Origin of the sequence: Moraxella marmotae (genome assembly GCF_042219885.1) — a bacterium.
Lineage (GTDB): Bacteria > Pseudomonadota > Gammaproteobacteria > Pseudomonadales > Moraxellaceae > Moraxella > Moraxella marmotae.
Genome location: NZ_JBHJHR010000002.1, coordinates 1,746,606 through 1,769,128 on the forward strand (window position 1 = coordinate 1,746,606; position 22,523 = coordinate 1,769,128).

Annotated in this window: 20 protein-coding genes and 1 tRNA gene; 15 read left to right on the forward strand and 6 right to left on the reverse strand. The window is 44.9% G+C overall.

What is annotated here, in order from left to right; translation table 11 throughout:
- The first annotated feature begins 146 nt into the window (after positions 1 to 146).
- Positions 147 to 287, forward strand: a complete 141-nt coding sequence (gene ykgO / locus ACFBZI_RS08055; RefSeq protein ID WP_003657744.1) for a type B 50S ribosomal protein L36 — start codon at positions 147 to 149, stop codon at positions 285 to 287.
- A 196-nt stretch (positions 288 to 483) separates the two neighbouring features.
- Here the strand turns inward: ykgO and ACFBZI_RS08060 are convergent, their stop codons facing one another.
- From ACFBZI_RS08060 to ACFBZI_RS08070, 3 genes are all read right to left on the reverse strand, one after another.
- On the reverse strand, positions 484 to 1,476 hold the full coding sequence (locus tag ACFBZI_RS08060; protein WP_375715815.1) for an alpha/beta fold hydrolase: 993 nt from the start codon (positions 1,474 to 1,476) through the stop codon (positions 484 to 486).
- A gap of 8 nt (positions 1,477 to 1,484) precedes the next feature.
- Positions 1,485 to 1,649, reverse strand: coding sequence for a rubredoxin (locus ACFBZI_RS08065; protein ID WP_375715816.1), 165 nt, complete (start codon positions 1,647 to 1,649; stop codon positions 1,485 to 1,487).
- Between the two features lie 450 nt (positions 1,650 to 2,099).
- Entirely contained in the window at positions 2,100 to 3,029 is a 930-nt protein-coding gene (locus ACFBZI_RS08070) for a transaldolase (RefSeq protein ID WP_375715817.1), read from the reverse strand.
- 673 nt (positions 3,030 to 3,702) lie between these two features.
- Here ACFBZI_RS08070 and pheA point away from each other — a divergent pair.
- From pheA to ACFBZI_RS08125, 11 genes are all read left to right on the forward strand, one after another.
- The gene (gene pheA, locus ACFBZI_RS08075) at positions 3,703 to 4,815 is read left to right on the forward strand and encodes a prephenate dehydratase (RefSeq protein WP_375715818.1); all 1,113 of its coding nucleotides are present in this window, start codon (positions 3,703 to 3,705) and stop codon (positions 4,813 to 4,815) included.
- A gap of 147 nt (positions 4,816 to 4,962) precedes the next feature.
- A complete protein-coding gene (locus tag ACFBZI_RS08080) occupies positions 4,963 to 7,275 on the forward strand; it encodes a bifunctional prephenate dehydrogenase/3-phosphoshikimate 1-carboxyvinyltransferase (protein WP_375715819.1) in 2,313 nt (770 codons plus the stop codon).
- Positions 7,276 to 7,465: 190 nt separating this feature from the next.
- The gene (rarD, locus tag ACFBZI_RS08085) at positions 7,466 to 8,350 is read left to right on the forward strand and encodes an EamA family transporter RarD (RefSeq protein ID WP_375715820.1); all 885 of its coding nucleotides are present in this window, start codon (positions 7,466 to 7,468) and stop codon (positions 8,348 to 8,350) included.
- Between the two features lie 4 nt (positions 8,351 to 8,354).
- Positions 8,355 to 8,750, forward strand: coding sequence for a dihydroneopterin aldolase (gene folB / locus ACFBZI_RS08090; RefSeq protein WP_375715821.1), 396 nt, complete (start codon positions 8,355 to 8,357; stop codon positions 8,748 to 8,750).
- A complete protein-coding gene (locus ACFBZI_RS08095; protein WP_375715822.1) occupies positions 8,747 to 9,214 on the forward strand; it encodes a 2-amino-4-hydroxy-6-hydroxymethyldihydropteridine diphosphokinase in 468 nt (155 codons plus the stop codon). The genes folB and ACFBZI_RS08095 overlap by 4 nt, the downstream gene beginning before the upstream one ends.
- A 259-nt stretch (positions 9,215 to 9,473) precedes the next feature.
- Positions 9,474 to 12,227 carry a pyruvate dehydrogenase (acetyl-transferring), homodimeric type gene (gene aceE / locus ACFBZI_RS08100; RefSeq protein ID WP_375715823.1) on the forward strand — a complete coding sequence of 918 codons (2,754 nt, stop codon included), beginning with the start codon at positions 9,474 to 9,476 and terminating at the stop codon, positions 12,225 to 12,227.
- 24 nt (positions 12,228 to 12,251) lie between these two features.
- Positions 12,252 to 13,916, forward strand: coding sequence for a 2-oxo acid dehydrogenase subunit E2 (locus ACFBZI_RS08105; protein WP_375716339.1), 1,665 nt, complete (start codon positions 12,252 to 12,254; stop codon positions 13,914 to 13,916).
- Positions 13,917 to 14,340: 424 nt separating this feature from the next.
- Complete coding sequence (gene thiI, locus ACFBZI_RS08110) at positions 14,341 to 15,816, forward strand: tRNA uracil 4-sulfurtransferase ThiI (protein ID WP_375715824.1); 1,476 nt, start codon at positions 14,341 to 14,343, stop codon at positions 15,814 to 15,816.
- Positions 15,817 to 15,839: 23 nt separating this feature from the next.
- Positions 15,840 to 15,915: transfer RNA gene (locus ACFBZI_RS08115), tRNA-Gly, on the forward strand.
- 79 nt (positions 15,916 to 15,994) lie between these two features.
- The gene (locus tag ACFBZI_RS08120) at positions 15,995 to 16,453 is read left to right on the forward strand and encodes a hypothetical protein (protein WP_375715825.1); all 459 of its coding nucleotides are present in this window, start codon (positions 15,995 to 15,997) and stop codon (positions 16,451 to 16,453) included.
- Positions 16,425 to 16,556 carry a hypothetical protein gene (locus ACFBZI_RS08125; RefSeq protein WP_375715826.1) on the forward strand — a complete coding sequence of 44 codons (132 nt, stop codon included), beginning with the start codon at positions 16,425 to 16,427 and terminating at the stop codon, positions 16,554 to 16,556. Before ACFBZI_RS08120 ends, ACFBZI_RS08125 begins: the two co-directional genes overlap by 29 nt.
- An 87-nt stretch (positions 16,557 to 16,643) precedes the next feature.
- Here ACFBZI_RS08125 and ACFBZI_RS08130 read toward each other — a convergent pair whose 3' ends face one another.
- On the reverse strand, positions 16,644 to 18,062 hold the full coding sequence (locus ACFBZI_RS08130; RefSeq protein WP_375715827.1) for an L-serine ammonia-lyase: 1,419 nt from the start codon (positions 18,060 to 18,062) through the stop codon (positions 16,644 to 16,646).
- Positions 18,063 to 18,186: 124 nt separating this feature from the next.
- Positions 18,187 to 19,359: a WG repeat-containing protein gene (locus tag ACFBZI_RS08135; protein WP_375715828.1), complete on the reverse strand. Its 1,173-nt coding sequence runs from the start codon at positions 19,357 to 19,359 to the stop codon at positions 18,187 to 18,189.
- Positions 19,360 to 19,840: 481 nt separating this feature from the next.
- Between ACFBZI_RS08135 and ACFBZI_RS08140 the strand changes: the two genes are divergently transcribed.
- From ACFBZI_RS08140 to bfr (ACFBZI_RS08150), 3 genes are all read left to right on the forward strand, one after another.
- On the forward strand, positions 19,841 to 20,035 hold the full coding sequence (locus tag ACFBZI_RS08140) for a (2Fe-2S)-binding protein (protein WP_375715829.1): 195 nt from the start codon (positions 19,841 to 19,843) through the stop codon (positions 20,033 to 20,035).
- Positions 20,036 to 20,527: 492 nt separating this feature from the next.
- Positions 20,528 to 21,022, forward strand: coding sequence for a bacterioferritin (gene bfr, locus ACFBZI_RS08145; RefSeq protein ID WP_375715830.1), 495 nt, complete (start codon positions 20,528 to 20,530; stop codon positions 21,020 to 21,022).
- Positions 21,023 to 21,037: 15 nt separating this feature from the next.
- Positions 21,038 to 21,511 carry a bacterioferritin gene (bfr, locus tag ACFBZI_RS08150; RefSeq protein ID WP_375715831.1) on the forward strand — a complete coding sequence of 158 codons (474 nt, stop codon included), beginning with the start codon at positions 21,038 to 21,040 and terminating at the stop codon, positions 21,509 to 21,511.
- Positions 21,512 to 21,715: 204 nt separating this feature from the next.
- Here the strand turns inward: bfr (ACFBZI_RS08150) and ACFBZI_RS08155 are convergent, their stop codons facing one another.
- The gene (locus tag ACFBZI_RS08155) at positions 21,716 to 22,480 is read right to left on the reverse strand and encodes a MipA/OmpV family protein (protein ID WP_375715832.1); all 765 of its coding nucleotides are present in this window, start codon (positions 22,478 to 22,480) and stop codon (positions 21,716 to 21,718) included.
- Positions 22,481 to 22,523 lie beyond the last annotated feature (43 nt).

Sequence of the window (22,523 nt, forward strand, 5' to 3'; positions counted from 1 at the left end):
TTATTTTATTTTAAAAAATAACAAGAATTATTCTCAATTCACTTGCTTTTTGGTGGTATTATGGTATATCATAACATTTATTCCATTCACGCTTGCGAATTTATGCGTGTAAATTTATACTTGTAAATCAATCAAAAGGAGCCATCATGCAAGTTTTATCATCACTAAAATCCGCCAAAAACCGCCACGAAGATTGCCAAATTGTCCGTCGCCGTGGTCGCACTTTTGTGATTTGCAAATCCAATCCACGCTTTAAAGCCGTCCAAGGTGGCAAAAAACGCAAATAAAATAGCGACAATCAAAATCCAAACTTGGCTTTTGTTAATTCAAATTTATCACCAAAAAACCGCTCTTGACGACCAAATTATCGGTAGTAAAGGGCGGTTTTTGATTTAGCGAATTAATGGCATTGATGGTATTGGCAAATTCATATCAAATTCATCATATCAACCGTATATCAATTTGACACCAAACCAATACCAATCACTCTTGGCAGTGCGTACTGATAAGATGGGCAAGGTAGGGGTGGTAATATTCGGGCAAATCGTGTCCCATACCGCTGACCAGCACAAAGCGAGCATTGTCGATGACTTTGGCAAGAAATTTGCCATGACTGGGAGCAAGCAGTCCGTCTTTATCGCCGTGAATAACTAAGGTTTTGGCACGGATTTGTTTGCTAAAGCGTAAAATCGAGCCAGATGCCAAGATGGCAGTCAGCTGCTGCGAGACGCCCAAAGGGTGGAAGTTGCGTTGGTAGCGTTTTTCGGCGATGGCACGAGTACCCTTGATGTCCAAATGCCCCGGTGAGCCGACCGCTGTCATAAACCACACGCTATGACGCACCATGTCTCTTTGGGAGTGGCTTTCTGGACGACGCACAAAAGTCATGAACTGCTTGGGTTTTGGTGGTCGCAAAAACGCACGGTTGGCGGTGGAGAATAACAAAACCAAGTTTTTGATGTATTTGGGATAGCGAGCGGCGACAATCTGAGCAATCATGCCACCCATTGACGCACCGACCAAATTGACATTGTCAAGGTGCATGGTTTTGATGAGTCGTGCCACATCTTCTGCCATATCGGTGAGCGTGTAGGCGACTTGTTCGGAGCGGTTGGACAGCCCTGCTTGGACTTTGAGCATCATTTTGAGCGTGTTTAGGCGTGGCAAGCCATCAATCTGAATTTTACTGGATAAGCCAGTATCACGATTGTCAAAGCGAATCACAAAAAACCCAGCATCAATAAACCGCTTGAGCAATTTATCCGACCAAAACAGCATCTGCGAGCCAAGCCCTGTGATAAAAACCATCGGCGGATTGTTAGGATTGCCGCCAGCTTCGACGCACAGCTGAATGCCTTCGCCAATGTCAATGATGGCTTGATACAGATGCTCTGACAAGTCGGACGGATACCAGTGAATATCCCCAAAGCGTTGCCAGCTATCAGGCGGTGCGGTCGTGCGGTCGTGCGTGGTCATGGCGGCTATCAGATTTCAATCATCTCAAAATCCATCTTGCCCACGCCGCATTCTGGGCAAATCCAATCATCGGGAATGTCTTCCCAACGAGTGCCGGGGGCAAGTCCTTCTTCAGGGCAGCCCAATTCTTCATCATAAATCCAGCCGCAGACGATGCATTGATATTTTTTCATATTAAGCCCTTGATGTGCTGTGTTAAGTATGCTGTGCCGAGTTTGCCGATGATTGGGTAAAACGCCAACCAATCAAGGCAAATGGGTACAAATCATCAAAATCAATTATGTGCTTAGTTTACAGATGTATCGAATTTTTGCAAGTAAAATTTGTGATTTTGGGTAATTTTTGGGCGATTTTTGAGTAATTTTACCAAAAGTTGCCAGTTTTGCCATTTTAAGTGCGACCAAATTGCGATTGTATCAATAAATTCATACCAATAATGAAGTTTGGCAATAAATACAAACCATCGCCATTGAATAAAACTGGCTGGATAAATGCAGTCAATGCAGTCAATGCAATCAATTAATACCGCCAAAAAAAAGCAAGATAAAAAACCGCCAATAGTGTCGCAATTGGCGGCGATGTTTAAACTATTCATGAGTTATCAATAGTTTATTAATGATGATTTAATTGGCTGATAGCTGCTTTGCCAAAGTTTCTCTGGCGGCGATAAAGCCGTCAATGCCCTTAAGCAAAAGCTCATTGAGCGGATTGGCGTTTTGTTCACGCTCAAATGCATCACCACTGATGGCAGCAGGCTTATCAAGCGTGTTTTGGCTTGGACTTAACACAGGCAGCACAGGCAAGTGGCTATTTGCCAATTCATCAAGCAGGGTAGGCGAGATGGTCAATAAATCGCAGCCCGCCAAGGCGATGATTTGCTCAATACTTCTAAAACTTGCCCCCATCACTTGCGTGTGATAGCCGTGCGATTTATAAAATTGGTAGATGCTTTTGACCGAATTTACGCCCATATCTTCGCTGATGGCGATGTGTTGGCGGTTTTCGTGGGCTTTTTGCCAATCGGTGATGCGACCGACAAACGGCGAAATCAAAGTAACGCCAGCATCGGCACAGCTGTGGGCTTGCGTTTGGGTAAATAACAAAGTCAAATTGCAGTGAATGCCTTGTTTTTCTAGGGTATGGGCAGCTTGGATACCTTGGTAGGTTGCAGCGATTTTTATCAAAACACGGCTGGCGTCCACGCCTGCTTGGGCGTAGCGTTCGATGTATTCTAATGCTTTTTTGACCGTGGCATCGGTATCAAACGACAAGCGTGCGTCCACTTCGGTTGAGATGCGTCCTTGAATGCGTTTGCTGATCTCAACGCCCAACGCTACCGTTAAGGTATCGATGGCGTCATCGATGTCCAAGCCTTTGATTTGGCTTAATAATTCATCATGATCGCCACTGGCAAAGGCAGCGGCAATCAGGCTTGGGTTGGTGGTGGCATCGACAGGTTTTAGGCGGCTGATGGCGTTCAAATCGCCAGTATCGGCAACGATGGTGGTGTATTTGGCAAGCTGTGCCAAGCTGTTTTCGGCTGAATGATTCATAAATTTACCCCAAAATCACACAAAATCTCATTTTAACAATGACAAAAAAGTAAAAATGACAAAAATAACACAAAGGACAAAATGTCGCTTGGTTTAACGAAGTTTAATTGAGTTTAAAATGTCAAAACGACTAAAACAATTGAAATGATTAAAAATTCACCAAAGCAAATATCAAAGCGACAATCGGCTTGGATAAATTGACTTTGATAAACGCATTTCATCAATTTGCTATTTATACAAATTCGCTTGCTACAAATTAGCACATTTTGCCCAGTTTGACCAGTGTTTTGATGGTTTGGGTGGGGTGGGTTGCGTGATTTTTAAAAAATATGGCGTAAATTGTAAGCCAAATGAACAAACCGCAAAATACGAACAACGATTGATAAAGTGGATAAAGTGTGTACAAATGGCAAAATTGCCACAAAATCAGACAAACCCCAAAATCTAAGTGATGCCCAAGCTATACCTATACAACACCCATGCAATAAAATAAAATTAAGTCATAAAATAAAGTTTGGCAAAATAACTACAACAAAACCGCAAAATCGTGTATTATTATCCATCATTGACACCATATCGACATCATGACTTGTTTGAGCATGGCGTTGGGCATGGCAAAATCGCCAAGCAGCATTGCCAAATGCCAAACAATTGACAACAAAGGAATCGCCCCATGAGTGAGACAACGCAATCATTACCTGTAAATACTGACGAAATCAAAAGCTATCGCAGCCAGATTGACGCCATTGATGAACAAATCCAAAAACTCATCAACGAGCGAGCCAAAGTGGCACAGCAAGTCGCTGTGGTGAAAAAAAATTACGAAAATCACCCAATTTTTTATCGTCCAGAGCGTGAAGCACAAGTACTAAAAGCGGTGATGGCACGCAATGAAGGCCCGCTTAGCGGCGAGAAAATGGCACGCTTATTCCGTGAGATTATGTCGGTATGCCTAGAGCTTGAAGCACCGCAAAAAGTGGCGTTTTTGGGGCCAGTCGGTACATTCACGCACGCAGCGGCGTTGAAGCATTTTGGCAAGGCGGCAACGACGGTTTCTTTGGCGACCATCACCGATGTGTTCCGTGAAGTGGAAGCAGGCAGTGCGATGTATGGCGTCGTTCCTGTTGAGAATTCATCAGAAGGCGTGGTCAATCACACTTTGGACGCTTTTTTGGGTTCTGGACTAAAAATCATCGGTGAAGTTGAGTTGCCGATTCATCACAATTTTTTGGTTGCCGAGCATACCAGAATCGAGAGCCTAAGCCGCATTTATAGCCATCAGCAGGCACTGGCACAGTGTCGCCATTGGCTAGATGTCAATTTCCCAAATGTCGAGCGTGTGGCGGTGTCGTCAAATGGCGAAGCTGCTCGCCGCCTACAAAATGAGTGGCACTCAGCGGCGATCGCTGGTGATGTGGCAGTGGCTGAATATGGCTTGCACAAACTTTATGAAAACATCGAAGACAATCCGGGCAATACCACACGCTTTTTGATTATCGGCCGAGAAGATGTCGCACCATCAGGACAGGATAAGACTTCAATCATGGTTTCTAGTCCAGACAAGGCAGGGGCGTTGATTGAGATTTTGGAGCCGCTGCGTCGCCATGGCGTGTCGATGACCAGCATTGAGACTCGTCCAGAGCGTCCGAACAAATGGGCTTATGTGTTCTTTATTGATATGAATGGCCACATCAATGATGACAATGTCGCCGCTGCCATCGAAGACATTCGTCCTTTGGTGAAGGATTTGCGTGTGTTGGGTTCTTATCCCAAAGCGGTGCTGTAAAAAAAAGCGGTGCTATAAATTGACCAAAAACATATTTGGTTAATCATATGATATGATTCATCTGATATGATAAATTGGTATCATTAAAGTCATATTGATAAATTAACCGTATTCACTTTTATCTTTTGTAATTATTGGGATTTTTCAATGCACGACGGACATAAGCCGATGTTTGAGCATCTGTGCGTCATTGGTTTGGGCTTAATCGGTGCGTCTTTTGTACAGGCGGTGTATCATGCCAATCAGCGGCTCGGCAGTCCATTGGTGGGCAAAATCACCGCCGTGGACACCAACCCAAAAAGCATCAAAGACGCCATCGCCGCAGGGCTAATCCAAGACGGCGGCGATACGGTGTCGGCAGTGGCTGCTGGGGCGGATTTGGTGGTGATTGCCACGCCAGTTCAGAGCGTCGAGAGCATCATGCAGACGCTAAAAGATGCGATGAATGCAGGCGTGTTGCCTTATGATGCCATCATCAGCGATGTGGGCAGCACCAAAGTGAGTGTACAGCAGGCGGCGGATCGGATTTTTGGCTTGGGGCATCATTTTATCGGTGGACACCCAATTGCAGGGGCAGAAAATTCAGGCTTTGATGCCAGAAATGGTGAATTGTTTGTTCAGCACAAATTAATTCTTTGTCCAACGCCAGACAGCCCAGCCGATGCAGTCGCCAAACTTGCCAAACTCTGGCAGGCGGTTGGTGCTGAAGTGATACAAATGGACGCATCTCGCCATGATGAGATTTTGGCTTATACCAGTCATTTGCCACATTTGTTGGCTTTTAGTTTGACGCATCAGCTTGCCAGTCATGATGACAATTTGGATATTTTTCGCTATGCAGCAGGCGGTTTTCGTGATTTTAGTCGCATTGCCGCCAGTCACCCAGTGATGTGGCATGATATTTTTATTGCCAACAAATCGGCACTGCTACAATCACTGGACGAATTTCAGGCACATTTGAGCGAATTTCGCCAAATCATCGCCAATGAAGATTCACAAACCATGCTTGATTGGCTTGGCACGGCACGGCATGCACGCCGACATTTTGGCCATATGCTTGCCAAAAAACCCATGTACAAACCCTATTCATCAACCATTAGCAAAGACAAAGACGCCATCAAGGACACCATTATGAATCAAAGCTATCACATTCGCCCCCAAAACACCATCGCTGGTACCATCAGTGTGCCGGGGGATAAGTCGATTTCGCACCGCAGTATTATGTTTGGGTCGCTGGCAGATGGCATCACGCAAGTCAGCGGTTTTTTGCAGGGCGAAGATGCGTTATCGACTTTGCAAGCCTTTGTCGATATGGGCGTAAAAATTGAGCGTCAAGGTGATAAAGTAACCATTCACGGTGTGGGCGTTGATGGCTTGTCAGCACCTGCCGAGCCTTTGGATATGGGCAATTCAGGCACGAGTATGCGACTGCTTGCTGGGATTTTGTCCGCCCAGCCATTTGACAGTGTGATGACTGGTGATGTCAGCTTATCCAAGCGTCCCATGGAGCGTGTCGCCAAGCCGCTGCGTCAGATGGGGGCAAAAATCCAGTCCACTGGCGAAAAAGGCACAGCACCGCTGTCCATCACTGGCGGACAAGCCCTAAACGCCATCGAGTATCCGTTGCCTGTGGCGTCAGCTCAGATTAAGTCTTGCTTGATTTTGGCGGCGATGTGGGCAAAAGGTACAACCACCATCATCGAGCCTGAAGTGAGCCGTGATCACACAGAGCGTATGCTCAAGGCATTTGGCTATCCGATTAGCGTTGATGGCAATAAAATCAGCATCACTGGCGGTGGACGCTTGACGGCAACGGATATTATCGTACCAGCGGACATTTCCAGTGCGGCATTTTTTATGGTGCTGGCGGCGATTGGCGGCGGTGAAGGCTTGACCATCGAAAAAGTCGGCATGAACCCAACACGCACTGGCGTGATTGATATTTTACGCCTGATGGGAGCGGACATTCGCCTAAGTAATGAAGCCGTTGTTGGCGGTGAGCCGATTGCGGACATTACGGTACGCCCATCGGATTTGCACGGCATTGAGATTCCTGAGTCTTTGGTACCACTGGCAATTGATGAGTTTCCTGTGCTATTTATTGCCGCCAGCTGTGCCACTGGCACGACCAAATTGACAGGAGCCAAAGAATTGCGTGTCAAAGAATCCGACCGCATTCAGGTGATGGCGGATGGCTTGGCGACTTTGGGCGTTGATAGTACCGTGCTTGAAGATGGCATCATTATCCAAGGCAAAGGCGTGGCAGGCGAGAAAAATGCCATTTTTGGTGGTGGGGTGATCGAGTCGCACCATGACCATCGCATCGCCATGAGTTTTGCGGTGGCAAGTAGCCGTGCAACCGATGACATCATCATTCATGGCACGCAGACGGTGAACACCAGTTTTCCGGGATTTGCCGAGCTTGCTAACCAAGTGGGGCTTGCCATCGAAGTGAAATGAGCGGATTGACTGGCTGGATTCGTTAAATTGTCTTAATTGGTTTGACTCATCTTAGCTTGATTTAATCAGATGAAGTAACTGACAAATGAATCCAGCCATCGCCGTTGCTGTTTTAATCATTTAAATCATTTAGGCAGTTTAAGTCATTTAATTTGCCGTTATCCATAAGGCAAACCATCAGGTCAAGCCCATGAGCCAAACCGTCAAAACCACACCAAAAGGCCTGATAACCGCCTTAGCCGCCTTTTTATTATGGGGAAATTTTCCTTTATATTTCAAGGCATTATCAGATTATGATGCCATAGAGATCATCACTCATCGAGTGATTTGGACTTGTGTGGTACTGTTTGTGGTGGTGCTACTGGGTGGGCGATGGCGGCGGATTTGGCAAGTTGCCAAAAATCCCAAATGGCTGCTATTGACAGGGGTGGCGGCATTGTTGATTGCGACCAATTGGCTAGTCTATGTCTGGGCGGTAACGCACGATCGAGTGCTAGAAGCCAGCTTGGGTTATTTTATTCACCCATTGGTCGGTGTGGCGTTGTCGATGTTGATTTTTAAGGAAAAACTTCGCCCATTACAAAAAATCGCCGTGGCGTTGGCAGCGTTGGCGGTAGTCATTCAGATTATTTGGCTGGGCGGCTTGCCTTGGGTGAGCTTGCTGTTGCCGTTGTCGTTTGCGTTTTATGGTGTGATTCAGCGAAATACGCCTTTTGATGCTGTCGATGGGCTGTTTGTTGAGACAGCGTTATTGTTGCCGCTGTGTTTGCTGTGGCTGTCTTATGCCGATGTCGCCAGTTCGCATCTGTCTTTGTGGTTGTCGCCCCAAGTTTGGCTGTTAAGTCTGGCAGGGCCAATCACATTGATTCCGCTTTTGTTGTATAATATGTCCACTAAGACGGTGCAGTTTAACACTTTGTCATTTTTAAACTATCTGACGCCAAGCATCGTGTTTTTGTTGGCGGTGTTTTATTATCATGAAACTTTTGATTTGCAAAAAATCATTGTTTTTTCACTGATTTGGCTGGGGCTGTTGGTATTTAGTGCCGATATGCTAAAATACAAAAAAGGATAATCCATTGAGCGATATTGTTTTTATTCAAGGTTTGCAGATTAATACGCTGATTGGCGTGTATTCGTGGGAGCGTGCCATCAAGCAGCAGCTGATTATTGATGCTGAGATGGTCTGTGATATGAGCCGTGCCATTTTAGATGACGATGTCGCCCATGTGATCAATTATAAAACCGTCTGCGAAGACATGGAAAGGCTGTGCCACGAGATTCAGGCGGAGCTGATTGAGACTTTGGCGGATAAGATTGCCGAGTATGTTTTGACGCATTATCCATGCAGTCAGATTGCGCTGACCATTCATAAGCCAAACGCCATCAAGCAAGCGGCCAGCGTTGGGGTGAAAATTGTCCGCACAAAACCATCTGCAACAAGCAAACACACGCAACCAAACACTACACCATGACACCAAAAAATAGCAAAGACATTCAGGCGGTGGTGCTGGCATTGGGCAGTAATTATCAAGCCGATGCCGCTTTTGGCGTTGCCCTTGAGCAGTTGGCGACGCTTGGCGTGATTTGCTTGTCTGATAAAAATGTCGCCCAAGATTTTACAGGTCGTAGCTGTCGCTTGTATCATAATGCCTGTGCTTACCTGCTACTCAATCAAGCGACCGATTACCAAACGCTAAATGAGCAGTGCAAAGCCATTGAGCGTCTGTGTGGCCGTGATAATGCCAAAAAAACCGCCGAATTTGATTATCAAGTGGCGATGGACATTGACATACTGGCAGTGTACGCACAAAGTCTTTGGAAAATCAACACCGCCAGATTGCCACTAAAAGCACACGACATCGCAGGCGTGGCACAAGTGGCGGCATTTTTATTGGCGGACGATTTGTCTGGTGATTTGCCTGATGAGTTATCTTAATCTAACTTGTTGATAACATTGGGGTTATTGGATAGTGATGGCGATAATATAAATTTTGGATTAAATCGAACATTTTTTAATTAAATGAATACAATAACGATATTTATTTTATTGAATAAACATTTTGCACAAATCCTTTTATAATAAACAGTAATTGTATATGGGATAAATTCCCTTAGGTTGCATGGGCAAATGGCTGTCCGTGCGTGAATTTTCGCCATCACATCGGTGGTGATTGAGTTTAATCAGGGCAAATGTAATGACAACTTATTATAACGACCCCGATCACATCGAAACCCAAGAGTGGTTAGATGCCTTTGAATCGGTTATCAAAAACGCTGACAAAGATCGTGCGCAATTTTTATTAAAATCACTGTACAACATGGCTGTACAAGAAGGCTTGCCGTTTAACCGCTTGGACACCGCTTATATCAACACCATTCCTGTGGAAGATGAGCCAGCGTATCCGGGCGATTTGCACATGGAACGCAAAATCCGTGCCTTGGTGCGTTATAACGCCTTGGCAATGGTGATGCGTGCCAACCAAAACAATGACGATTTGGGCGGACATTTGGCGACTTTTGCGTCATCGGCGACTTTGTACGAAACAGGCTTTAACCATTTTTGGCGAGCGCCGAGCGAAAACCACGGCGGCGATATGATTTATTATCAAGGCCACGGTGCGCCGGGTATGTATGCTCGTTCGTTCCTAGAAGGGCGATTGAGCGAAGAGCAGCTGGTGAATTTTCGCCGTGAAGTGGACGGCAAGGGCTTATCAAGCTATCCGCACCCTTATTTGATGCCAGATTATTGGCAATTCCCAACAGTATCGATGGGTCTTGGGCCATTGATGTCTATTTACCAAGCTCGCAACCAAAAATATCTGACTAATCGTGGCTTGATCAAAGATGAAGATCGCAAAGTGTGGGCGTTTTTGGGTGATGGTGAGACGGACGAGCCAGAGAGCTTAGGTGCAATCTCCATGGCTGGCCGTGAAAAGCTGGACAACTTAATTTGGGTAATTAACTGTAACCTACAACGCCTAGACGGCCCTGTGCGTGGTAACGGCAAAATTATCCAAGAGCTTGAGTCGGTATTCCGTGGTGCTGGCTGGCGTGTGATTAAGGTTATTTGGGGTGATCATTGGGACGCTTTACTTGCCAAAGACAAATCTGGCGCACTCAAAAAACGCATGGAAGAAGTGGTTGATGGTGAGTATCAGCTGTACGAAGCTCGTGATGGTGCGTTTGTGCGTAAAGAGTTTTTTGGCAAATATCCAGAACTTGAAGAGCTTGCCAAAGACCTAAGTGATGAAGAAATCATGCGTCTTAATCGTGGCGGCCATGATCCCAAAAAGGTCTATGCCGCATTTAGCGAAGCGATGAAGACCAAAGATCAGCCAACCGTCATTTTGGTAAAAACTGTCAAAGGCTACGGCTTATCAAACCAAATCCAATCGGTCAATAAAGCCCACCAAATCAAAAAAATTGACGAAAGTGGTCTAAAATATTTCCGTGATCGTTTTGATTTGCCATTGACTGATGAGCAGCTCAAAGAATTGCCGTTTTATCGTCCAAGCGAAGATTCGGCAGAATACAAATATCTGATGGGTCGCCGTGAATCGTTGGGCGGTCATTTGCCAGCACGCCGCAGTGGTCATATTCCGCTACAAATTCCAGAATTGTCAATTTTTGATCAAGTGCTACAAGGCTCAAAAGGCAAAGAACAATCCACCACGATGGTCTTTGTGCGTCTGTTGTCGGCCTTATTAAAAGACAAAGCTCTACAAAAATATGTCGTGCCAATCGTGCCTGATGAAGCACGCACCTTTGGTCTAGAAGGTATGTTCCGCCAGTTGGGTATCTATTCATCAGTGGGACAAAACTATGTCGCCGAAGATGCCGAAGCCTTAATGGGCTATCGTGAAGCCAAAGACGGCCACATGCTAGAAGAAGGCATCAACGAAGCTGGTGCGATGAGTGCTTGGATTGCTTTGGCGACCAGTTACTCGGTGAATGCTTTGCCAATGATTCCGATGTATATTTATTATTCTATGTTCGGTTTCCAACGCATTGGTGATTTGGCATGGGCAGCAGGGGACTGTCAAGCACAAGGTTTCTTGTTCGGTGCAACTGCAGGCCGTACAACGCTGAACGGCGAAGGTTTACAGCATCAAGATGGTCATAGCCATATTTTGTTTGGTACTGTGCCAAACTGCGTTACCTACGATCCATGCTATGGCTACGAATTGGCAGTGATTATGCACGATGGCCTACGCCGCATGTATGGCGAAGGTGAGCGTGTGTACTACTACATTACTTTAATGAATGAAAATTACGAACATCAAGCGATGCCAGCAGGTGTTGAAGAAGGCATCAAGCGTGGTATGTATTTGCTTGAAGACAATGGCTCAACCCAAGTGCAGCTATTGGGTTCTGGCGTGATTTTGCGTGAAGTTCAAAAAGCAGCTCGCATTTTGCAAGATGAATTTGGCATCACTGCCAATGTCTGGAGCGTAACCAGCTTTAATGAGCTGACTCGTGATGGCATGGCGTGCGATGATTATAACCGCTTGCACCCAACTGCTGAACAAAAAACCCCTTGGGTTACTAAGCAGTTAGCACCGCACAAAGGCATCGTGGTCGCTGCATCTGACTATATGCGTAACTATGCCGAGCAAATCCGTGGCTGGTTGCCAGACGCACGCCCATACGCCACTTTAGGTACAGACGGTTTTGGTCGTTCGGACAGCCGAGCCCAGCTGCGTAGTTTCTTTAATGTCAATGCCGAACACATCGTGGTGGCGACTTTGAAAAAACTGGCTGACGAAGGCGAAATCGATGCACGCTTGGTGCAAGATGCCATCAACAGCTTTGGCATTGATGCCGATCAAGCTCCAGCATGGCAGCCGCAGCCGCAATATGACTTTTTCCCAGATGCACCAGCACCAAAAACTGTGCGTGAGCCAAACCCAGTGCCTGAACTGATCGACGACAACATCAACAACGGTTAAACACCCAGAACATAGGAGAATATGATGGAAATCAAAGCCCCCGATTTGGGTGTAGAATCTGCCGAAGTGGCAGAGATTATGGTCAAAGTTGGCGACAGCGTCAGCCAAGACAGTAATTTGGTACTGGTAGAGTCGGACAAGGCGTCGGTTGAAGTGCCGTCGCCAGCTGCAGGCATCATTCAGGCGATTCATATCGCTGTTGGTGATAGCATTGGCGAAGGCAGTCTATTATTCACGCTAGAGTCTGCTGCCGATAGCAGTACTGCACAGGATACGCCTGATGCACCCGTTGCCGAAGTTGCCAAAACTAGCGAGCAAGCGGCCGCACCTGTTGCCGAACCACAAGCGGCTGCTCCAGTGGCAGCTGGCGAAAGCCAAACGCATCATTTGCCTGATTTGGGCGTGGACAGTGCCGAAGTCGCTGACATTATGATCGCCGTTGGTGATACGGTTGAAAAAGATCAGCCGCTGATTTTGGTGGAATCGGACAAAGCATCGGTTGAAGTGCCAGCACCAGTGGCTGGTGTGGTTGAAGCGATTTTGGTCAATGTTGGCGACAGCGTGGCAAATGGTCAAGCCTTTATCAGCATCAAAGGCGGTGCGGTTGCCAGTGAAGCTGTTAAATCTGCAGAAACCAAACCTGCCCAAAGTGTCGCACCAACTCCAGTTCAAGCTCAAGCTGCCAAAGCACAGCCAGCTGCCACACCAGTTGCACCAACTGCCACGGACAAATTACCAGAGCATATCGTCAATGAGAAAGCTCGCAATGTCTATGCTGGCCCTGCGGTGCGTAAATTGGCAAGACAGTTGGGCGTGGACATCAGTGCCGTTACTGGTACAGCCGCCCATGGCCGTATCCTAAAAGAAGACCTGTTTGGCTATGTCAAGGCAGTGATGAATGGTGCTGCTACCAAGCCACAAGCAGCGGCAGCGGTGTCTGAGCGTTCAGGTTTACCAAACTTGCCAGACATGAGCAATGCCGAGATTTGGGGCGAGATTGAAGTTCAGGACTTAACTCGCCTGCAAAAGGTTTCTATTCCGCAGCTAAACTACAACACCTACCTACCGCAGGTAACGCAGTTTGATTTGGCGGACATCACCGATACCGAAAGCCTGCGTAACGAGCTAAAAGGCGAGTTTAAGGCTGAAGGCATTGGCTTGACCATTTTGGCGTTTATCGTCAAGGCAGTGGCGTATGCACTCACTTGCCACCCAAAATTCAACTGCCACTTGTCAGACGACAATACTCAGATTTTAATCCGCAAATCGGTCAATATGGGCATTGCCGTGGCAACCGATGACGGTCTGATTGTGCCAGTGATTAAAGACGCACAAGCCAAAGGTATTAAGCAAATCGCTATTGAAATTGGCGAACTTGCCAAAAAAGCTCGTGATAAAAAGCTGACCGCCAAAGAGCTACAAGGTGCCAGCTTTACCATCTCAAGCCAAGGAAACTTGGGCGGCACAGCGTTCACGCCACTGGTGAACTGGCCACAAGTCGGCATTTTGGGCATCTCTGAAGCGTCATTCCAGCCCCGTTGGAATGCTGCCACCAAGAGCTTTGAGCCACGCTTGATATTGCCACTGTCGTTGTCATACGATCACCGTGTGATTAACGGCGCTGATGCGGCGGTATTCACTCGCTACATCGCCAAGCTGTTGGCAGATCCACGCCGTATTTTGCTTTGATGATGGTTTAAATTTGGTTAAATAACTGATGAATTTAAGTTAAAAGTCAAGTTAATGAAATTTGATTTAACTCAATAAATTGCACAATTTAGCCGATTTCACCACTTTTAACCAAATCAATCAAAACCACAAATCACCGATGATTTACCCAAATTGTCGGTGATTTTTTTTGTCATTTTATTTAAAATTTGTAAAAATTCACTAACTGCTTATTTTAATAAATATTAATTATTAATTAAAATTTAATAAATTTCTAAACTAATTACAAATCCGATTTTAAATCCAATTTTAAAGCACACCTAAGCCAATTTACGATTTGACCTATAAAAAGATTAACAATCCACAAAAATGGTGTAAAATAGCCGTTTTATTTTCCCTTTTATATTTAACCACATTCCCAAACTTCCCTTGATCTGTGCTGATTATGAAATTTATCGTCAAACTGTTCCCAGAAATCATCATGAAAAGCGACTCAGTTCGCAAGCGTTTTATCAAAGTATTAAATAGTAATATCAAAGAAATCTTACAAAAAATTGACGAAACGGTGGTGGTCATTCGCCATTGGGACTTTATCGAAGTCAAAAGCAGCGATGAATCCAAGCGTCTGGCAATTCGTGAAGCATTACAACGCATCAGCGGCATTCATCACATTTTGGAAGTCGAAGAAAGCCAGTATCGTGATTTGCATGATATTTTTGAGCAGACTTTGGCGGCATATCAAGATAAGCTTGTGGATAAGACTTTTTGTGTGCGTGTCAAGCGTCGTGGCAAGCAGGATTTTGATTCGATGGCGGTGATGCAATATGTCGGTGGTGGGCTAAATCAGCACATTGCCACCGCTAAAGTACAGCTAAAAAACCCCGACATTACCGTCCGCATTGAGATTGAAGATGACAAAATGATGCTGGTCAAGGCACGACACGAAGGTCTTGGCGGCTATCCAATGAGTACCCAAGAAGATGTGTTGTCGCTGATTTCAGGCGGTTTTGATTCTAGTGTGTCCAGCTATATGTTTATGCGTCGTGGCAGTCGTGTGCATTATTGCTTTTTTAATTTGGGCGGACAGGCACATGAAATTGGTGTTAAGCAAATGGCGTATCATCTGTGGTCTCGCTATTCGTCATCGCATAAGGTGAGATTTATCACGGTGGATTTTGAGCCAGTGGTTGCTGAGATTTTACGCAGTATCGATGATGGGCAAATGGGCGTGGTGCTAAAGCGAATGATGGTCAAGGCGGCCAGTGCCATTGCCGAACGAATGGGCGTTGAAGCGATTGTTACTGGCGAAGCGTTGGGACAGGTGGCGAGCCAAACGCTGACCAATTTGCACATCATTGACAAAGCAGCAACACGGCTGATTTTACGCCCATTGATTACCAGTGATAAAGAGTGGATTGTTGATACCACCCAAAAAATCGGTACGATGGAAATTGCCAAATCCATGCCAGAGTTTTGTGGTGTGATCTCAAAGTCGCCCACGGTCAAGGCGGTCGAGTCCAAGATTGTCGCCGAAGAGTCCAAATTTGATTTTGGCGTGCTAGATTATGCCATCGAGTCGGCAAAATCGGTCGATATCCGAAGTCTGGCGACAACCGATACTGTGCTGATGCCAGAAGTGGTGCATGAAGTGCAGGCAGGGCAAGTGGTGCTGGACATTCGCTCACCTGATGAGATTGACGAAATGCCGCTTGCCATCGATGCGACCGTGATACAGATACCATTTTATCAATTGTCATCACGCTTTGGCGATTTGGATCAGTCGCAGACTTATCTGCTGTACTGCCAGCAAGGGGTAATGAGCCGCCTGCAAGCCAGTCAGCTGATGGCAAATGGTTATCACAATGTCAAAGTGTTAAAATTGCAAAAAAAATTGATAAAAATGCTTGACAGCAAAAAATAATCATATATAATATGCCACACAAAGCGGGAATAGCTCAGTTGGTAGAGCACAACCTTGCCAAGGTTGGGGTCGCGAGTTCGAATCTCGTTTCCCGCTCCAAATTTTAAAAAGCTCAAATCAGACGATTTGGGCTTTTGTACATTTGTAATTTGCTTGAAGTTAGAGACGGAGAGTGGCGATGAATGACGATTTGATGGTTGGTTTAATGGGTCCTATGCTCACAATTGGAATTGCCAATAGAAAGCAATTTAAATCTACTTTTGATAAATTATTAGAAGAGTTAAAAAACAAGAGTGATACATATTATTATCTTTTTTGTAAATTATACAAAAAATATTTAACAGTATCCGATGCCAAAGAAATCATTAAGGTTGATCTCGATGAATACAAATCTAATTTTAGTGATGATGAAATTGTAATTTTAGATAAAATTCACAAGTCTGTTTTGGATCTTTATAGGCAAATGCTTTTTATGATTGAAAATAATGAAGATCCAAAGGTTTTAAAATTAGCCCTATCTGATATTCCATACTTTATTTACGATAGAATGCTGCCTCTAGAAGCCTATGATGATCTTACCGATAAGGACGAACCTTTCTGGATGAGAGATGTCAGTGATTTTATTCAAAAAAGATAAATCAGGTGCTGATGCCGATCGGCAACAAGGTGATTATTGGGACAGAGTATTGATTCAATTATTTAGCAATGGTGCGGTACGCTTTCAGACAGAGTTTGATTAAGTTTGCAAAATCCTGCATCATAACACATTAATTTTAACAATCAAAAACAGCTGCCCAGTTTGAGCAGCTGTTTTTTTTAACCAATTATCAACACTGACTAAAGCCAGATTTGATATTGACCACATCAATGCGTTTGTTATTGGTGGCGTCGATGACATGGACAGCCAAGCCACCTTTGGCGGTTTCTTTGTATTTATCCATCATATCAATGCCTGTTTCTTTCATGGTGGCAATCGCTTCATCGAGCGAGACATGATGGCTGCCATCGCCACGCAGTGCTAGGCGAGCGGCATTGATGGCTTTGACCGATGCCATGGCATTACGCTCAATGCATGGCACTTGCACCAAGCCTGCGATGGGGTCGCAGGTCAAGCCCAAATTATGCTCAAGTCCAATCTCAGCGGCGTTTAGGCATTGTGCCACACTGCCGCCCAGCACATGTGCCAGACCTGCCGCCGCCATTGCACAGGCAGAGCCGACTTCGCCTTGACAGCCGACTTCAGCACCAGAGATGGAAGCGTTTTGCTTAATCAATGCACCGATTGCCCCAGCGACCAGCAGAAATTCACGCACACCTTGATGGCTAAATGACGGAATAAACCCACGGTAATAATGCAACACCGCAGGGATAATGCCTGCTGCACCATTGGTCGGAGCGGTAACGACTCTGCCACCAGCGGCGTTTTCTTCATTGACCGCTAGGGCGTACAAATTGACCCAGTCCATCGCCAACAGGCCGCCATTGCCCGAATAGCCGTATTCTTTAGAAAGCTGCTCATACAAGGCCTTGGCACGGCGTTTGACATTAAGCCCACCGGGTAAGATACCATCGACCTTACAGCCTTGAGCGACGCAGGCTTGCATGGTGTTCCAGACATCGTTCAGATAATCGGTAACGACAGTTTCATCACGAAGGGCGGTTTCATTTGCCATCATCAAGGTGGCGATATTCAGCTGATGCGTTTGGCATTGGGCGGATAATTCATCAGCACTGTCAAAGTCATAGGGAAATTGCAGCGATTCAGCAGTGTTGGCGGTATTTTGAATTTCTTGCTCGTCTTTGATAAAGCCGCCACCGATAGAATAATAAGTGCGAGTAAATTGACTGCCATCATTTAGCGTGGCAGTCAGTTGCAGGGCGTTTGGGTGCGTGGGCAGGGCGGTATCGTCCCACAGTAGATGATTTTGGGCATCAAAACTGATGGCGTGTACGCCATTGAGAGCCAATTGTCCATCTTGATAAATGGGGGTAAGGTATTTGTCCGTCTTAGTGGTATCAATACTGCTTGGCTGATGCCCAAGCAACCCCAATAAAACAGCGGTATCTGTGGCATGCCCCTTGCCTGTCGAAGACAGTGAACCGTACAGTTGAATGGTGATTTGTTGCACTTTTGGTAAATTGTCCGCCAATTCCGCCAAAAAACGATTGGCAGCCACCATCGGCCCCACCGTGTGTGAGCTTGATGGGCCGATACCGATTTTAAACAATTCAAAAACACTAATCATGGCTCTATCCTTATTTGGCGTGTGGCTTTGACGATTTTTTAATCACGATTTATCAATAGCTATGTTATCAATAATAAAAACAAAAAGTATCAAAATAATAAAATGGCAAAGACGATAACTGGCGTTATGAACAGCTGATGTCCTTGCCAGCGGTGTTGATGCACATTTTTGTGCCATTGCCCAGATTGCCAATCCATGCCTTGCCATGTTCAAAAATCAGCGGTGTGTTTGGGGCTTTGGGCGTTTGGCTGCCAGCGTGAATGCCGTCTTTGTGGAATTGAAAATTAATCACCAAATCGGCTTTTTCATCAATAAAACCCCAATAGTTGCCCTGACGCACCGCCGCCAAGCCTTCAGAATAATCACGCACTTCATCAAAGGCGTATAGGATTCTAAGATTGCCTTGACGATCAACAAAACCCCATTTGCCATCGGCGGCTTGTTGCTTTTTGATGAGCGTTGTTGTGTTGGCAGGTTGGTTGGTTTGTTGGGCAGTTTGCACGGCTTGTGTGGCAATCTGCGGCTGTATCAGCGTAATGCGGCTGATTGGCTGAGCGTTGGCAGCAGGGTTAATGGTCGTGCTGGCGGTATTGATACTGGCAATGCTTGGGTTTTGCGGTGTGCTTTGCAGCGTGTTTTGTGATACGCTCTGTGGCATATTTTGGGCTGCGGCTGTGGTCGAGACGGTCGTGGTGGTTGTGGTGGCAATGGTTGCTGGTATCGGTGCGGTAGGTGCGATACGATTGCCTTGTTTGTCAATTTCATAACGCTGCGTGTTTTGCACCACAGTGGCGACGCCATTGTGATAGTCGGTCATTTGGCTGACATTGCGGTCAAAGGTGCGAATCAGTCGCCCAGAAGCACTCAAAATCACATAGCGGCCATTGGCATAGGCAATGATGCGATCATCACTCACGCCACGAGCCCAGCTGCCTGATGGCATTTTGTCATAGTTAAAGCCAATCACCACTTTGCCTTGGCGGTTGATGTAACCGACTTTGCCATTTTTAAGCACAGGCAGTAATCCTGCTTGATATTGATTTGCCAAAACTGCTTGATAACTGAACAAATCGACAATCTTTTTGCCTTGTCTGTCCAGCAGGGCGACAGGTTCGCCGTTGTCTTTGGTTGCCAAAAAAGTATCACTTTGGGCGGTACAACGAATGTTTTTATAGTCGCTTTTTGGTGGTGTGCAAGCGTGGGCAGCACTGACACCACTCACAAAAACGCCGCCGATAATCAACGGTTGTAGCAGTTTATGGGTCAAATGATGTGTCAAAAATTTCGCTCTAAACATGGTTTTCATCATCAAATACAATTCAAATATGGCTTAAATACAGTTCAAATACAGTTTAAATATAATAACAATTGCAAAATTGTCGCAAGTTTGTGCCGATGGCTGATTTTAAACTTCTAAATCTCAAAGCCACCATTTTAGCGTTTAGCAAAGATTTTGTATAGTAAAAAGCAAGCAGAAAATGGCTCATTTGCATGAATTGACCAAAAAATACACAGCATTAATTGAAAATTTTTATAAAAAGGTGAATTTTATTTCATTATTTAAAATCCATAAGATAAAATTTGAAAAAATCAATAAATATGTTTGCAAATAGGAACGGTTATTGTTATTATATGTGCAAAAGAGAATTGCTCGCTTTTGAGAACAAAACATAATCGCAAAAAGCAGGGATTTTCAAATTATTTAATAAAACACAAAACCCAATTACGGTAGATTTAATCAAATCAAAATTCGGTATCGCCAGCCAAGGAGTCGTTATATGTATGTATGTATTTGTCACGATGTAAAAGACACCCAAATCAAGACCGCTTTGGCGTCTGGCGTTGATGGTATGGAAGGTCTGCAACAAGCGTTATCGGTGGGTACTTGCTGCGGCTGCTGTGTGCCGATGGTGCAAGATTTGGTTGATGAACACCAAGCCACGGCGATTGCCATTGATGTGATGGCAAGTTAATTGATGGTTTGACTGGTGATTTTGCCGATGATTTGGCGGTTTTGACCATTTTTATCATCAGATTGTTGCTAAATTGTTACTGTCATGCACAAATCTGCAAAGCATGATTTTGGCATTTATCCCATTAATTGACCAAATTGATAATCATTTTTAGTTTGAAAATTTCAATTAAAAGTGATTATCAATAAAAATTATAAAAAGTACTTTAAAATCAATCAGTTATATCTCATATTTTTATCATCTGAACAAATTTTGTGCAGATGATTTTTTATTTTATTTGCAAGTTATTATCAGAGTGTAAAGCGTTCGCAGTTCAATAGTCTTACAAAGTCAGGCTGGATTTGTTCATATTTTGTGCTATTATAATCAGCGTAACCAATCATCTTTTGAAGTTTTTGATAAACATTGAATCATTTAGAATCAGTTATTCAAATTAATATTGATGAATTTTAACATTGATGAATTTTTGCCAACAACAAAAGGAGCAAAGCGATGAAATCATCTCAAAAAGTTATCGATTATCTAAATTTCCTATTGGGCGGTGAGCTGGGCGCTCGTGATCAGTACTTTATCCATTCACAAATGTATGCCGAATGGCATTTGGGCAAGCTGTATGACCGTATCCATCACGAGATGGAAGATGAGACTTTGCACGCTCAGCTACTGATCCAACGCATCTTGATGCTGGGTGGTACGCCAAATATGCAAGTCAGTGCCATCAATATCGGTAACGATGTGCCAAGCATGCTAAAAAGCGATCTTGACCTAGAATACAGCGTCCAAGAACACCTAAAAGAAGGCATTGCTCTTTGTGAAGCAGAGCGTGATTATGTGACTCGTGATATGTTGGTGCGTCAGCTAGAAGACACCGAGCAAGACCACGCCCATTGGCTAGAAAAACAACTACGCCTAATCGACATGATGGGTCTGCAAAATTACCTACAAAGCGTTACCGCCGAGCCAACACCAGTAGCGGCAGCACACTAATTTTAAGGAAATCTTATGAAAGGTAATAAAGAAGTCGTCCGTGCGTTAAACTTGGTTTTGGGTCAGTCACTGATCGCCATTAACCAGTATTTCCTGCACGCACGCATCACCAAAAACTGGGGCGTAACTGAGCTAAACGAAGCATTTTATAAGCAATCTATCCAAGAAATGAAGTGGTCTGATGAGCTGATTGAGCGTATTTTACTGCTTGAAGGCTTGCCAAATCTACAAGAGCTGGGCAAATTGCTTATCGGCGAAGATGTTTTGGAAATCTTAGCTTGCGATTTAAAACTTGAGCAAAGAAAGCACGATGTGCTGGTTGAAGCCATCGGCATCTGTGAGTCCAATCGTGATTATGTCTCTCGTGAAATCTTGGTAAAACTTAAAGATGGCAATGAAGAATATGAAGATTGGCTAACAACACAACAAGAGCTTATCGAAGATATGGGTATCCAAAATTACATTCAGCTAAAAGCCAGTGATGATTGATAACCTGTATTGAGCCAAACTGGCCAAGCAAAGCACCCCAAAAGTTTATCGCTTTTGGGGTGTTCTTATTTAATTAAAAACTCAAAAATTAATTAAATATAAATTAAATATTGATAAGTAAAATTATCAATTACAAATTAATAATTATTAAAGTCTTTGATTAAAGTTTGAATCAAATTGACCATTTTTGGCAGTCCTAACCAATCAGAATTGATAATTAAAACCCAAGCGTGTTTTGCTGTCAATCTTGCCATCGGTCAAAGGGCTGTCTTTTTGGCTATCAGATAGCCATTCGATACGCTGATTGGCAAAAAGGCTGATGTTATCGGTCAGCTGATAATTGGCGGTTGCTGTGATAAATGGCGACCAGCCAGCTTTGGCATCGTAGCGACTTAAGCCTGAGCGTTGGCTTTGTTCGACATTGATGCCATAGTAGTATTGGTTATAGTCTTTACTTTGCCAAGTTGCCCCAAATTCTGGGTAGATTGTCCAAGCGTCTTTGCTAAATTTGCTTAAGTGCGACAGGGTAACGGTTTGTCCGTCGTGGCGATTTAGCAAATCGGTGGCGGCTTTGATTTTTAGGCCGCCATAAGGGGTTAGGTGCATATAGCTGGCGTGTGCCAGTGCCGACCATTTGCGTTTGTCGGCTTGCTTGAGTGCGTCGCTGTCTGCTTCACTGGCATCAAAGCTGCGTCCGTCATAACTGACACCCAGACGCACATGGTGCTTGGCGTCTTTGTACGGATACACGCCAGCTTCAGCCCCTTCGATATAGACACGGTGATTGTCATAAAAGGCTTGTGGCAGCACAGACACAGGGTTTTTGCTGGCGTAGGCGGTGGCGTTATAGGTGGTGTTGATGCCGATTTTTAGCTCTGCATTGTTGTCAACTGGCAGGCTTTGGGCATGGGCTACCGTGGTAGCGGCAGCGGCGATGCCAAATAAGGCGGTGATAGTTAGGTTTTTCATAAATTTTCCTGATTTTCCAAAATTTATTAAAAATTTCAATGAT